We start from the raw sequence: 14,411 nt of genomic DNA on the forward strand, positions 1-14,411 counted from the left end.
CGCACAAAAACTCCTTTCGCAATCGAAAGGAGTTTTCTGGTTGATGCATCAGAAGAACTGACGCGGATTGACCGTGCTACCTGCGCTCGTTGCCGAGTATGAGTAGCCGCCTTTATGAATCTCAAAGTGCAAGTGCGGACCTGAAGAGTTCCCTGTGTTTCCAAGTGTCCCGATGTTCGACCCTTGCGTCACACGCTGTCCAGAGCTGACAGATACCGAGTTCATGTGCGCATAGACCGTGGTCCAAACTTGACCGTTGATCACGTGTGCGATCATGACGTGGTTCCCGTATGCGCCACCCCAACCTGCACGAATGACCGTACCTGTCGCAGATGCGCGAATCGGTGTCCCTGTTGGACCTGCGATGTCTACACCGTTATGGAACGTGTAACCAAACGCACCGCTCGCCGGACCCCATCCTTGTGAGTAGCGTCCTGAAGCCGGTTGAATGAACATCGAACTAGACGGAGCTGGCGTCGATGTCGTCGGCGCCGGTTTTGGCTCTGGTTTCGGAGCTGGCGTTGATGCCGGTGCCGGTTTTGGAGCTGGCGTTGATGCCGCCGTGTTGTTTGAAGACGACGAAGACGGGGTATTCGATTTATTGTCTTGCTTTTGTTGAGCAGCTTGACGAGCTGCTTCCGCTTCTCGTTCTGCCTCTGCCTGACGGGCAGCCTCAGCTTGACGTGCAGCTTCTGCTTGGCGGGCTTCTTCCGCCTTACGTGCCGCCTCTTGACGAGCTGCTTCTTCCGCACGACGACGGGCTTCCTCTTCTTCCCGACGCTGCGCTTCGATTTCAGCCGCGATTGCCTGTTCTTGAGCGACTAATGTTGCTTCAATCTCTTGAAGGTCAAAGATTTGCGATTCGAACTTGATGTTCTTCTCTTCAAGCTCTTTGATGCGTTTTTCACGTTGCTTCATTTTCTTCTCAAGCTCGGCTTGACGCACTTCGAGTGCTTTTTGTTGTTCAAGAAGTGAAGCACGCTCTGCTTTCAAGTCAGCCTGCGCTTCTTTCAACGAACGCTGTGTCGCTTCATAGTCATCAAACAACTCTTGGTCACTACGCTGAATCGTTCCAGCTGTGATCATACGTGTCACGAGATCAGAGAGATTTTTTGAACCGAAGATGAACTCAGCCCAGTTGATTGAACCGCCACCGTTCTTTTGCATCGTGGCCATACGCTCTTTCATCATCGCTTCTTGCGCCTTCATTTTTTCTTGGTAATCTTTAATATCGGCTTCAAGATCCTCGATCTTCATCTCGGTGCGCTTGATTTCTTGGCGTTTCATGGCGACATCATTGATGATGTCTTGCAATTGTGCGTCCATTTTGTTGACCTCAGCCTGAACTTTTGAAATCTCTTCCTTGTTTCCTTCAATTTTTGAAGATGTTTCTGACTGGTCTTTTTTCACACTGTCGCGCTTTTCTTTTACTTTTTGTTGTTGTTCTTGCTTCTCTTTAATCGAAGTCGATGCATCCGCAACTGTATGTGTGCTGATGAGCATCACACCGAGCGTCAACGTCGAGACTGTGCGTTTCCAATTCATGAATGGGGTACATCCTTTCTTAAATGACAAACGTGAGTACCTACTACACTACATATTTAAAGCCGTTTCAGTATGTAACAAAAACGATCATTTGGTTGAGTTTCAACACGACTAATTATATCTAACTGATAGATATTTTCCTGTTAAAGTTATATTTCAATTTTATTACGCAAGAACAAAGGTTCGGACAATGAATGCATAGAACTTATTATTTACCAATACCTTTTCAGACTGTTCGATTTGACATCTTTCTGTAATGTTTTATGTAAATAGAGAACGTTTTACCTTATTTTAAAATAATAAGCGAATAGGGCTGTATATCCCTTTTCCAATTAATAGGATGACTCATCAAAAAAATCCATGCCGTCGCTGCATGTGAACATGAGCAAAGGCATGGATATCGAATAAATCGATTCTCAAGTTATAGTTTCATCGCACCGACGATGACAAAGATCCAGGCAGCGATGAATAACACGCCGCCAATCGGTGTCACGGCTCCGAGTTTTGTAATTCCCGTCAATGCCATGACGTACAAGCTTCCTGAGAAGAAGACGATTCCCGCAAACATGAGCCATCCAGCCACGTTGAACTGGCTGATGCTCACGCGCATGAGGAGCGCTGCAATCCCAATGATTCCAAGCGCGTGCACCATATGGTAGAGCACACCTGTCTGCCAGTTTGCCAACATGTTTGGCGCCAATCTCTCTTTTAGCGCATGGGCGCCGAATGCACCAAGTGCCACACCGAGTGCCATCAATCCGGCACCGATCATTAATAATATCTTCATTTCCGTTCCCCCTTATCTGACTTTTCGTGCTGGTAAATTCCACTTCCGATAGTAGGATATCACTCGAAGTGTCGCGACGACAATTAAAAGCGCGTACACAGCAAGACCGCCTTCGAGCTTGAAGTAATACGTAATGACCGCAATGAGAATCGCCCAAATCGCATACACCTCAGATTGTAAGACGAGAGGCTTACGTCCTGCCAATAAGTCCCGGACCACACCTCCGCCAACGCCAGTCAAGACAGCCGCCGCAATCGCAGCAGATAAAGGTAAATCAAGCTTGATTGCGACCTGCGCCCCTTGAAAGGCAAAAGCGACGAGACCAATGGCGTCGACAATGACACCCCAGCGTTCCCAATGTGGCAATACGACACTCGGGAGCAGGAAGATGAGGAGTGCGACCAGAAAACATAAAATAAATAAATCATTCTGTTGCCAAATTAAACTGACGGGGTTTCCTAACAGGACGTTTCGGATCGCGCCGCCTCCGAAGGCGGTGATAAACGCCAGTAACCAAACTCCAAAAATATCGTATTTTTCATCCATCGCAATGATGGCTCCGCTCGCCGCGAACGCAATCGTTCCGACGACGTTGAGCAATTCCCACTCCATGAACATCCCTTGCCCTTTCTTCAACGCATTGTATGGTAAAGTATAGTTACAAAAATTCAGGTCAGTCGTGCGACTGTCGTAAAGGATGTCGGTATTACAATGAAACGTATCGCTTTGTTCCGCATATGGATTATCGTCACCATGTTCGCCCGATTCATCATTCGGCTGTACGCCTTTTCACGCAAACAACAACAAGGTGTCGCCACGACAGAAGAATATGAAGCACTGATGCTCAAGCTCGCGCGTGAGTATAAGCGTAACGCGCTACGACTCGAGGGCTTGTTAATCAAACTCGGACAATTCTTATCAATTCGTGCAGACTTGCTACCACCCGCCGTCTTGAACGAGCTGTCAGAGCTCGTCGACCGTGTCCCGACGTCTGGTTGGGAGAAGTCGCGCGCGATTCTAGAGGCAGAATGGGGCGTCCCATATACCCAAGTCGTCAAAGACGTCGGCATCGACGCCGTCGCCTCGGCTTCCATCGGAGAAGTATATGGTGCCACGCTTCTTGAAAACGGCAAACGGGTCGCCATCAAAATCCAGCGTCCGAATATCGAAAAAATCATCCGAACCGACTTCCGTGCGATGCGGATTGTCACATCGATGTTAAAGCGGACATCCCTCGCTAAATCAACCGACTTAGATAGCTTATATCGCCAAATGATTTTTGTCATCGGGGATGAACTAAATTTCCAAACTGAATTAAAAAACGCCCTGTATTTTAAAGCCAAATACGCCGATAACCGAGACGTTTACATCCCGGACTATCACGAACATCTCTGTACGAACCGCGTCTTGACGATGGACTGGGTCGACGCACGCCGAATCACCGACCTCGCCTTTTTAAAAGAAAATGGAATCGACCGTTCCGCCCTAGCTGAACGACTCTTCACACTCGCTGCCGAACAGCTATTGTTTGGTGGGCAGTTCCATGCCGATCCACACCCCGGAAACGTCCAAATTCGAGCCGATGGCACCATCATCTTACTCGATTTCGGTATGGTCGGACAGACAACGGCGCAAGACATGGCCACGATTCGGAATATCTTACAGGCGTTCATCTCGCTCGACTATGATAGCATCGTCGATGGATTAGAAGACTTGCGCTTCCTCTTACCGACGGCAAACAAACAAAACATTCGCCAAGCACTAGAGAAAGCGGTCACTTTCTACCTAGAAACGGACATCGATACCGTCGATACGAAATTGATTGAGAAGGTGTTACAGGACATTCAATTGCTCGTCAAAAACGAACCGATTCAGCTCCCGGCAGAATTTGCCTTCTTCGGTCGGGCCGCCTCGACCTTGCTCGGGATTCTGCAAATCCTCGATCCGAAAATCGATCTGTTCACACTCGGTAAACCGATTGTCATCGAATGGCTCGAGGAAGACGGGACAACGCTTCAAAATCGTTACGTGAAGACCGGAATCAACTACGCGAAGAAACTGTTAAACGTTCCTCCACTTCTGGATAATTACTTAAAAGAACCGACACGAAAACGTCTGTCGGAGCAAGCGATGTTCCAACGAAACCTTGAATCCAAGGAACTCTTGCACCGTCAGACGTTCAATGCCATCGTCATCTTGCTCGGTTTGCTCGTCGGCCTACTCGGCTATATTCGACCGGATGAATGGCTCTTCTGGTCAGGTGGCGTCGTCTCCGTTTTAGCTTATTTCAATTGGAGACGCCTCGGACGAAAGATTCGTCATTTGGCACGCCAAGACTTTCGAGTATAAGCGAACCGTCACTCTCAGCAGTGGCGGTTTTTTGTTGAATCCATTGTGCGATATAAGCACCGACGTCACGCATCATGCGAGGTGTCGTCCAACCCATGGTCGATACTTGAATGACGTTCGCCTGCTTTAAGTAGTCACTCTCATACTGGACGAGATAGCCTTGATAGGACAGTTGGCGCCCGAGCTCGACCGAGGATAGCTCGCACGGAACTGGAATCGTGATGATGCCAGGTGATTGGGCGGGACACACATCGACCGATAAACCGTTCTCTTGTAAGGCATTAAGCAACGTATTCATCTTTACAGAATGTGAAACGACTTCATCTTCTGTCAACTCATCCAGCGCGATCGCCATCGCTGAGAGAAGCGGTTCCGATTGTGTGAAGGCAATCGGTTGATAGAGGGATAGATCCAAATAGCGCGCTGTATGTGGTGTCGCGATCGCTGGATGCTTCATTGCCACGAACGCGAGACCCGGGGCGTTCCGTAACGCCTTTCCTGAAGAGAAGGTCACGTAGTCCGCAAACGAATAGTCATAGACGAACGTTCCGACGGCACTGATCGCATCAATGGCGACAACGCCTTGCCATGTATGAAGCGGGGCAAGGTTGATTAAAATCCCTAACGATGTCTCGCAATGAACCGTCCATACCCAGTCTGGTGCAATGCGCTCAAGTTGCGAAATATCCCATTGTCCCTCTTGGTCCACTGCGACCACGTCAAAAGACAGACCGACACGCCGGGCATGGTCAATCAAGCGTTCTCCAAATTCACCCGCATTGAAAATGAGGCCGTGTCCGTCCAATCGAGCCGCGACCGCATCGTTAGCGACGGTCCCGCTTCCAAGGAGCGTATAGACATGAGGGAGTCCGATTCGTTCCGCCAGTTTTCGTTGTACCGCTTCAAGCACTCGTCCCGTTTCGTTTGAACGATGTGGGCGCGGCTGCATCGAGAGTCGTTCTCTCACACGGTCCGAACATTCAACGGGTCCTGCTAGCAAACTTTTTGGACGTAGGATCGATGCTGATTTGGATTCATAAAAAGCCGAACGCGTCAACATCATCGGAACATATCTCGCTTCGTCAGGACCAATCGGATCCGCGAACGGCACAAACCCGAATCGATGATAGAGCACTTGTTCACGTGTCGTTCCACTGATGACAATACCATCGACATCACGCTCTGTCGCATCGTCGATGACCGCGCGCATCAATCCAGCGAACGTCCGATTGCGTCGATAGGGTTTAGTCACAGCGAGGAGGCGAATCTCAAGCCAATTCCCATCAGGAATGCGTACTCCTTTTTGTTCCAACGAAAACGGCCGTTTGCCACGTAACGCACACATGGCGACCATTTCCCCATCCACTTCTCCAATCCAATATGTATTTTCTTCGTGAAATCGGTCGACAAGTCGCCTTTCCGGATTTGGTGGATGTTGTGGAATCTCTTCAACGAATGTTTCGTAATTTAACCGATGTATCGCTTCAAAATCTGATATTTCGGCTTTTCGATACACAATCATGTTCTTTCCTCCTTCACATGATGATACGTAATCACGATAGCGATGAGTATGGCCCAGATGACATCTTCGAGACTTCCGAAAGCTGCCAACGGTAATAACGTAAGCATGACTAATCCCGTCTCGCGAGAGTTCCCCGTTAATTTGATTAAGAGTAACAAGATAACAAGACCCCCAATAAACCACCACGGCTCATATGCCCATATGATTCCAGAAAAGACGGCATATCCCTTCCCTCCCGCACGGATTCGCCAAAATGGATAAATATGCCCGAGCGTGAGCGCGAACGCCGTCTGCCAAAAATATGGTCCGCTCATCTGTAGGACGAGAATCGTCTTGAGCACGTCGAATCCATAGACGATTAGAAACGCCTTTACTCCACCGATGCGATGCGCATTGCGTGCACCGGTATTCTTCGAACCAGTTGTCGCTAAATCATGTCCACTTAGCACCCCATACAGTCTGCCCCCGAGCAGACTTCCGACTAAATAGCCAATGACGATGATCCACATAGTATCCCCTCTTTTTTTTGTAAATTTGTGTGCGTTTCAGAAAAACGGGTATCCTCTAATTAACTGTGCACTTTTTGGAAAGGGGAAATCAAGATGCGAGAAGAGAAAAACTTCATTAACGGGGAATGGACAGAAACGGGACAAACGATCGAGGTACGAAATCCAGCCACAGGCAATGTGATGGCCGTCGTGACAAAAAGTGATACACAAGAAGCGACACAAGCCGTCGACGCTGCGCATGAGGCGTTAGAAGAATGGCAACAAAAAACAGCAGAAGAACGAGGGGAGCTACTTACTGAATGGCATCGTTTGATTGCAGAACATACGGAAGAGCTTGCCCGAACGATGGTCGAGGAACAAGGAAAACCGCTCAAAGAAGCGATCGGCGAAATCAACTATGCAAATGGATTCATCGACTGGTATGCGGCAGAAGGGCGTCGTGTATACGGTGAGACGATTCCTGCTTCATCGAACCAAAAACGAATCTTTGCCATCAAACAACCGGTCGGCGTCATCGCAGCCATCACACCTTGGAACTTCCCGGCTGCCATGATCACACGGAAAGTTGCTCCAGCGCTCGCTGCGGGCTGTACGGTCGTCATGAAACCAGCATCGGCGACCCCGTTGACCGCCATCGAATTGGTGAAATTAGCGGAGAAGGCCGGATTCCCAAAAGGGGTCATCAACCTTGTCACAGGACAAGCGTCAGATATCGTCAAAGCGTGGCAACAAGATAAACGGGTCCGAAAGTTGACGTTCACAGGATCCACGGAAGTCGGGAAAATGCTCATGCGTGATGCTGCGGACACGATGAAAAAGATTTCGCTTGAACTGGGTGGGCACGCCCCGCTCATCGTCACAGCTAAAGCGGATTTAGATAAGGCTGTTCCGCAAGCGGTCGCCACGAAATTCCGAAACGGTGGACAGACGTGTGTCTGTGCGAACCGAATTTATGTCGAACGCGCCGTCGTCGATGAATTCTCGGAGCGTTTCATTAAAGAGGTCGAAGCGTTGAAAGTCGGGAACGGACTAGAGGAAGGTGTCGACATCGGTCCGCTCATCGATGACGATGCGCTCAGCAAAGTCGAAAAGCATATCGAGGACGCGCAGATTCGTGGCGGTGAAGTGTACGGTGGCGAGGTGCTAGACGGCTTATTCATCCGTCCTGCTGTCATCCGTTATGCGAATGAAGACATGCTCTGCATGAACGAAGAAACGTTCGGACCCGTCGCACCGATTGCAACGTTCGATTCGCTCGATGAAGTCATCAAACGGGCGAACAACACGCCGTTCGGCTTAGCCGCTTACTTGTTCACGCAAGACATCAATGAAGCGGTCTATTTAGCTGAATCGTTAGAGTATGGGATTGTCGGTGTGAATGACGGACTTCCGTCAACGCCGCAAGCGCCTTTCGGTGGTTGGAAAGAGAGCGGACTCGGTCGTGAAGGCGGTCATCACGGTATTGAGGAATTTTTAGAAGTAAAATACATCTCTCTCGGATTGTGAGTATAGGTATACAAAAAGGCTTGTCGACATTGATATGCGACAAGCCTTTTCTTATCGGTTGACCCACTCGACTAAATCGTGTGGAGATTGAATCACGTGATCTGCAAGTGCCCACTCTTCTTCATTACCGAACCCGAATCCTGTCAAGACGACGGGGAAGTCATGAGCGCGAGCCGCCTCGACATCCGATTTACGATCACCGACCATAATATAGTCCGCCTCTCCGTGCCGGACACGGTGCGCTGTCAGAATGTCTGCCTTCTTCTCGCCCCCAACAGATTCTAAACATTCGGGTGCCGTCATATATGGACGAATCTGTTGCGTATCTAAAATCAAATTCATATAATGAACACCGCAGTTACTCGCTGTCGTCAGCGTATGACCTTGCTCGTGAAGTGTCTCCAACATCTCACGAATTCCGTCAAATAAGACATTTTGTCCTTCCATCGTTTGCTCAAGCGTCGTATGACGGAGTCTGCGAATGAGACGAATCTCCTCAAGCGTCGCTTCTGGGATGACATGCTCCCAAAACGCGTTACCTGCCAAGCCGTATCCTGAACGGACCGCCTCTTCACTCGGTTTCGGAAGATGAGGAAGCTCCTCGAGTGCCTCATGAATCGCCTTCGTCATCGGTCCGGTCGTATCTACTAACGTGCCATCGATATCAAATAAAATTACTGCCATTGGATTGATCTCCTCTCTTTCACTCTCTCCCTACCGTAGCAGAATCCCCGAAAATGCAAAAGAGAAAACGTGGTGACAAAAAACGACTGAACCGATTCGTCCAGTCGCATCTATTATCCACGCCAGAAGTTCATTCCACCCTTTACAGAATAAACGTCGGTATATCCGGCACTCTTCAGCATCGCTGCCGCGCGTTGGCTACGCATCCCGCTCTGACAGATAACATAGACTGGACGCTCTTTTTCTTTCGGATATTTCGCTTGAGCATTACCGAATTCGGATAAAGGTACATTTTTCGCTTGCTTGATATGTCCCCCGCGGTATTCATGCGGCTCACGTACGTCCAACAATTGAATGTTCCGTTCTTCTGCGATTCTTCGTTTTAAATCATCCGTCGAGACTGTTTTTATATTGTTTCGACGACTCCACCAGAAATACACAAGTCCAATGACGACTGCCACAAAAAGAAAGTCCAACATATTCACGCCTCCATTTGCATTTCGTTTCTTGTACCCATTATACCCCCTATGGTATTTAAGTCAATGAAAATGAATCCACAAAAAAACCACATGTGCATCACATGTGGTTCAAAAATCGAGCAATGAATCGGATTTAGGTTGTTCGTCTTCTTCCATGGGAATCCCGAGAAAAGCGGCCATCTGACGATCAAGCGGAGGTTTCGTTTCACTTGTCACGGTCGGGGACTGTGATGCCCCAACGCTTTTTGCTTCAGACGTCTCCGCTAACAAGAGTTCACAAAAACCCATTAACTTTGCCAAATGACGCTTTTGCGCTTCGCCGGTTGACGACTCAATCTGTGTCATCACCTGACGCATTTGGGCGATGACTTGTTGTTCTGTAATCATAGTCCGTACACATCCTTTACGCTTCCATTGTGCAGGATTTCATCCTCAATTCGCAAGTTCCTTAACGATTCCTTGACTCGACCCAGTTTAAAAAGGCGTCATAATCAAAACGAACTTGATTTGCATAAAAATCAGCCCATCTCGATAACTGTCGAATAAACAGGGACGGAGAGTCACCGATTGCCGCCGCGATTCGTTCGCTTGCCGTATAATCGAGCACATTGGAGGTCGCATCGGCCCGTGCATGAATCTTCGCCGTGATTTGCGCTTGCACCTTCAACGTCTCAATGAGCGACGTCTCATCTTTCATATGTTTCGCTTTCACTTTTCGCTTATACGGAGAACGTTGCCTCACATAATATTCTTTGTCGTCAATCGTCAAATAGCCGAGATACGGGTCACGACTGTGGACCATTGCCCGTTGCGCAGCGACGACACGAGCGCCTTGATGCGACAATCCGTTTTCAAACAGCGGATGTGTCGGAAGAAAGAGAGACGGGACGGCAGATTGTGCTTGTTTCATCTCTAAAATGACATCTTCATCATGCTCTTCATCGGCACCTTCAATCAAAATATAGTAGCGTTCTAATCCGATAGAAGCCGTTCCGCTTTGAAGTTTGATGGCGATATCTTTGATTTCATAGTGATCGGCATGATGTCGGTGTTGATTTGACAAAGAAGACAGATAATCGCCCCATGCCGCTTCAATTTTCTCCCGTACTTCCGAGGAGATGGGAAGCAAGTCGTCACTCGTTGAAAAATAACGTTCCTCGTCTCTTACCTCCGTCCGTTCGGACATGAATTCATCTTTCTTCTTCTCCGCTTTTTTAATAACTTTTTTGACCGCTTTACACGTGTTCTCTTTCGTGAATTGAATATGCTCACTTCGTCCAAGCGCATGTTTTTCAATGGCTTTGGCATAGGACTCAGCAAACGCTTGAATGGCTGCTTTGCCATCGAACCCGGACTCGGCGGCGAATAAATCGACAGAGACCGCCATCCGCAACAAATCAAACAGGTATGAACCGATATACGCCTCATCAAAGTCGTTCACGTCATAGATGATGGTACCGGCCCCGTCTTCGAACACACCGAAATTTTCAAAGTGTAAGTCTCCTTGAATGAACGTCGGATGATCGGGACCTGTGTCAAACGCGATTGGCACTTTCGCAAAGTCGTAGTAGAACAAGTGTGAGCTACCCCGAAAGAACGAGAACGGGCTCGAACTCATCTTCGCATATTTTTCTTGTCTCGCCTCTTCCGAAAGCTGTCGAATCGACTGGTCGTAAAAATCAAGGACGGTCCCGATCGTCTCGCATCGAATTTGTTGTTTGACGGCTGTGAACATACGGCTCTCCCCTTCACTTGTTGAATAAGTGTTTATATTCCCCGTACCCGGCCTCTTCAAGCTCTTCTACAGGAACGAATCGGAGAGCGGCCGAGTTAATGCAATAGCGTAAGCCGCCAAGCTCTTTCGGACCGTCATCAAACACGTGACCAAGGTGACTGTCCCCTTGTTTTGAACGGACTTCTGTCCGTACCATGTGGTGCGTCGTGTCCATGTTCAAATCGACTCGCTTCTCCTCGATTGGGCGTGAGAAGCTCGGCCATCCGCAATTCGACTGAAACTTATCGTGAGATGTGAAGAGTGGTGTCCCGTCGACGATATCGACGTACAACCCCTCCCGCTCTTCATCCCAATATTCATTTTGGAACGGTGGCTCTGTCCCGTTTTCTTGAGTCACTTTATACTGCATCGGTGTCAAGCGTTCACGAAGTGCTTGTTGTTGTTTGCGATCACTCCACGCCTCTTTGATGAACTTCGCGCGCCCTGAACCGACACGGTACATCTCATAACGGAACGGATTTTTTTTATAGTAGTCTTGATGATAGTCTTCCGCTTCCCAGAACGTTTTCGCAGGACGGATATCGACTTCAATCGAGCGATCGAACCGACCCGAATCTTCCACTTCTTGTTTCGAACGCTCTGCTGCAGCCCGTTGCTCTTCTGAATGATAGAAGATGGCTGGACGATAGGATTCACCGCGGTCATTGAACTGCCCTCCGCCATCTGTTGGATCGATTTGACGCCAATAGATGCGTAACAACTCCTCATACGAAATGACTTCTGGATCAAATGTGATTTCAACCGCCTCTAAATGTCCTGTCGTCTCCGAACAGACTTGTTGATACGTCGGGTTGTCGACATGTCCTCCTGTATATCCAGAAATGACACGCTCCACTCCCTCATATTTATGAAACGGTTTGACCATGCACCAGAAACAGCCTCCCGCAAATGTAGCTTTTGCCATGATAAATCCCTCCTTACTTTGTAGTGTACCCAAAAATGTGGCAAGACAACAAAAAACGAGAACCACAAAATGTGTTCTCGCTTTAGTCCTCTTCCACCTGATTCACATGACGCATCACCAAAAATAAGATGACTCCAACAATCGCAGCCCCTAATAGCGTCAACACCATATTATCTCGAGCCGATAAAGTATAAAAGATCGCTAATCCAATCAAAATGAGCGCAATCGGAATAAACGCTCGTTTAAAATGATCCCAGTAACGCACGGACAGTCCTCCTTTTCTCTTATCATACCAAACTTTCGATTTTCCATAACGAAAGTTCTAAAAGATGAGGAGAACCTGAACAAATCCAAAAGGATTCCAAAACGATTTGCTTGAATAATCATTCAAGAGAGTTTCTTTCCGCAAGCAGGTTATTCCTGTTTGTTTCCAACTAGATGCTATATACTGTAACTAAATATTTCCATACGGGATAAGGGGGAGCTCCGATGCTCACAATCATAAATGCGTTCTTTATCAACCTGTGTATCTTGTTCACGCTCTTCACGATTTCCTTTTTACCGTTTCGAAACCGCCCTCGTCTGACGCCACAGTCTCCTCTCAAAGGAAGGATTTTACTTGGGGTACAGACCGGATTGATTGCCATCCTCCTTTTAGTAAATGCCTTACCGCTCGAGGGGATACTCATCGACTTACGTAATATTCCCGTTTTGCTTGCCGTTCTATTCGGGGGATGGGTGAGTGGTGCTTTCGCAGGTATCATATTATTAATCGGTCGTTCCCTAGTTCTGTTCTTTACAGACGGTACCATGCTCGGTCTCTATCTAGCCATCGCCACAATAGTTACGTTAATTGTCTTAACAGGTCTTTTACGGAAACGCATGGATAATACTCGGCCCACTTTGCTCGTATTCACTACAATCAGTATTGCCATTTTTGGGGCAGCGATTTATACCGCGCTTCCACTAAATTTGTTCTATCCCGTCTTAATCGTCTATACGTTAATGTCTTACGGGGGAGCGTGCGCCGCCTATCGATTACTGCTCGAACTACGCCGTCACTTCGAGAACGTCCAACATCAACAGCAACTGGCGCGGACAGATGCGCTCACCGGGATTGCCAATCGGCGTCTCTTGAACGAAGCCATGGCCAACTTGACGGTCGAGGCAGAAGAATACGCATTGATTTTGGTCGACATCGATCATTTCAAACGGGTGAATGACACATACGGTCACGACGTCGGAGATGATGTTTTGCGCGAGCTCGGCATGCTCCTCGTGAATGAGAGCAATGAGCGCCATTTAGTCGGTCGCTTCGGCGGCGAAGAATTTTTAATCGTCATGCCCCATGCTAATCGAGAAGAAGTATCGCAGCTTGCTGAATCTATTCGAGAAAAGGTTTCAACGTTCCCGTTCGAGACGAGTGCCGGTACGCTCCACATCACTGTTTCGCTTGGAGCTTGCCATTCGAATGATATTGAAATCGACAGTGTGTTAAAACATGCAGATGAAGCGTTATATCACGCAAAAGAGTCCGGTCGGAATCGTTTCATCCTCGCCTCTTAATGTGTCAAACTCCTCACACTTGAGCGCGTTTTCTCGCTTTACTTTCTCGAAATGAATCGTTAAACTAGGCTAGACTTTGATTCAGATCGATACATCATGATTTATTCAGAAAAGGGGAAACATCGTTCATGTCAGTTTTGTTATCTTTATTTGGAATTATGTTTATCGGCTCGTTCGCGATTGATTATAGACGTGGAAAGACACTTCAACAATCGGCAATCGGTGGGATTCGTTCGATTCAGAAAAACATGTGGATTTTCTTCCGGACCTCACTTTCGATGATGATTATCATCGGTCCTCTCTTATTGATTTCAGGTTTCGTATTCTCGGATTTGGTGACCTTTAACACGATCCCAGCATTCATCATCGCCGTTCTCAGTATCGGCTTTGCGGAACGGATTATCGGGATGACCGTGGCACCACTCATCCGCACGTTTTGGCATCAACGCGGTCGTCTTATGCCACTTTATTTAGATGCCGCTCTCTACGTATTCTTACTCTCTATTCTCGTTCTAGAGTTCTTGATGAACATCCCGGGGATTGATCTTCAGTCACCGTTCATTGCGCTATTCTATGCGTTCGCTCTCTTCTTCACGAGATACTTGTTCAGTTTGATTCGATTCACGGTTCAAAAAGGCGTAGCCTCGAATTAATTCATGACCCAATCCATGCGTGTTCGCACGTATGGATTTTTTTATTATTCTTATTGACAATGAGAATCGTTATCAACTATACTCTAGTTGTAGCTTCCCAAAAGCTTGGCGT

The 14,411-nt window shown here is 48.0% G+C and carries 15 protein-coding genes; 4 read left to right on the forward strand and 11 right to left on the reverse strand.

Annotated features, from left to right (window positions below; genetic code table 11):
• Positions 1 to 48 precede the first annotated feature (48 nt).
• From KNO78_RS09915 to KNO78_RS09925, 3 genes are all read right to left on the reverse strand, one after another.
• Complete coding sequence (locus KNO78_RS09915) at positions 49 to 1,545, reverse strand: murein hydrolase activator EnvC family protein (protein WP_159563051.1); 1,497 nt, start codon at positions 1,543 to 1,545, stop codon at positions 49 to 51.
• A gap of 421 nt (positions 1,546 to 1,966) precedes the next feature.
• A complete protein-coding gene (locus tag KNO78_RS09920) occupies positions 1,967 to 2,332 on the reverse strand; it encodes a DUF423 domain-containing protein (RefSeq protein WP_074035530.1) in 366 nt (121 codons plus the stop codon).
• 12 nt (positions 2,333 to 2,344) lie between these two features.
• Complete coding sequence (locus tag KNO78_RS09925) at positions 2,345 to 2,950, reverse strand: trimeric intracellular cation channel family protein (RefSeq protein ID WP_012727503.1); 606 nt, start codon at positions 2,948 to 2,950, stop codon at positions 2,345 to 2,347.
• Between the two features lie 93 nt (positions 2,951 to 3,043).
• Here KNO78_RS09925 and KNO78_RS09930 point away from each other — a divergent pair, with 93 nt between their 5' ends.
• Positions 3,044 to 4,681 carry an ABC1 kinase family protein gene (locus KNO78_RS09930; RefSeq protein ID WP_159563052.1) on the forward strand — a complete coding sequence of 546 codons (1,638 nt, stop codon included), beginning with the start codon at positions 3,044 to 3,046 and terminating at the stop codon, positions 4,679 to 4,681.
• Here KNO78_RS09930 and KNO78_RS09935 read toward each other — a convergent pair.
• The gene (locus KNO78_RS09935) at positions 4,620 to 6,203 is read right to left on the reverse strand and encodes a GNAT family N-acetyltransferase (RefSeq protein ID WP_214690384.1); all 1,584 of its coding nucleotides are present in this window, start codon (positions 6,201 to 6,203) and stop codon (positions 4,620 to 4,622) included. The genes KNO78_RS09930 and KNO78_RS09935 overlap by 62 nt on opposite strands.
• Entirely contained in the window at positions 6,200 to 6,712 is a 513-nt protein-coding gene (locus KNO78_RS09940; RefSeq protein WP_159563054.1) for a glycerol-3-phosphate acyltransferase, read from the reverse strand. The genes KNO78_RS09935 and KNO78_RS09940 overlap by 4 nt, the downstream gene beginning before the upstream one ends.
• Before the next feature lie 93 nt (positions 6,713 to 6,805).
• Here KNO78_RS09940 and KNO78_RS09945 point away from each other — a divergent pair, with 93 nt between their 5' ends.
• Positions 6,806 to 8,218: an NAD-dependent succinate-semialdehyde dehydrogenase gene (locus KNO78_RS09945; RefSeq protein ID WP_196431350.1), complete on the forward strand. Its 1,413-nt coding sequence runs from the start codon at positions 6,806 to 6,808 to the stop codon at positions 8,216 to 8,218.
• A gap of 51 nt (positions 8,219 to 8,269) precedes the next feature.
• Here KNO78_RS09945 and KNO78_RS09950 read toward each other — a convergent pair whose 3' ends face one another.
• The 6 genes from KNO78_RS09950 to KNO78_RS09975 form a co-directional block, all read right to left on the reverse strand.
• On the reverse strand, positions 8,270 to 8,902 hold the full coding sequence (locus tag KNO78_RS09950) for an HAD family hydrolase (protein WP_031422042.1): 633 nt from the start codon (positions 8,900 to 8,902) through the stop codon (positions 8,270 to 8,272).
• A gap of 113 nt (positions 8,903 to 9,015) precedes the next feature.
• Complete coding sequence (locus KNO78_RS09955) at positions 9,016 to 9,381, reverse strand: rhodanese-like domain-containing protein (RefSeq protein WP_196431351.1); 366 nt, start codon at positions 9,379 to 9,381, stop codon at positions 9,016 to 9,018.
• Positions 9,382 to 9,489: 108 nt separating this feature from the next.
• Entirely contained in the window at positions 9,490 to 9,768 is a 279-nt protein-coding gene (locus tag KNO78_RS09960; protein WP_078147766.1) for a DUF5327 family protein, read from the reverse strand.
• Between the two features lie 61 nt (positions 9,769 to 9,829).
• A complete protein-coding gene (locus KNO78_RS09965) occupies positions 9,830 to 11,116 on the reverse strand; it encodes a DUF2252 domain-containing protein (protein ID WP_074035520.1) in 1,287 nt (428 codons plus the stop codon).
• A 13-nt stretch (positions 11,117 to 11,129) separates the two neighbouring features.
• Complete coding sequence (msrA, locus tag KNO78_RS09970) at positions 11,130 to 12,080, reverse strand: peptide-methionine (S)-S-oxide reductase MsrA (RefSeq protein WP_074035519.1); 951 nt, start codon at positions 12,078 to 12,080, stop codon at positions 11,130 to 11,132.
• 82 nt (positions 12,081 to 12,162) lie between these two features.
• Complete coding sequence (locus KNO78_RS09975) at positions 12,163 to 12,345, reverse strand: hypothetical protein (protein ID WP_031422036.1); 183 nt, start codon at positions 12,343 to 12,345, stop codon at positions 12,163 to 12,165.
• Between the two features lie 224 nt (positions 12,346 to 12,569).
• Between KNO78_RS09975 and KNO78_RS09980 the strand changes: the two genes are divergently transcribed.
• On the forward strand, positions 12,570 to 13,646 hold the full coding sequence (locus tag KNO78_RS09980) for a diguanylate cyclase (RefSeq protein WP_214690383.1): 1,077 nt from the start codon (positions 12,570 to 12,572) through the stop codon (positions 13,644 to 13,646).
• A 128-nt stretch (positions 13,647 to 13,774) separates the two neighbouring features.
• Positions 13,775 to 14,299 (forward strand): hypothetical protein, encoded by a 525-nt coding sequence (locus tag KNO78_RS09985; protein ID WP_159563058.1) that lies wholly within the window; start codon positions 13,775 to 13,777, stop codon positions 14,297 to 14,299.
• The last annotated feature ends 112 nt before the right edge of the window (positions 14,300 to 14,411 follow it).

Origin of the sequence: Exiguobacterium sp. s132 (genome assembly GCF_018617235.1) — a bacterium.
Classification (GTDB): Bacteria; Bacillota; Bacilli; order Exiguobacteriales; family Exiguobacteriaceae; genus Exiguobacterium; species Exiguobacterium profundum.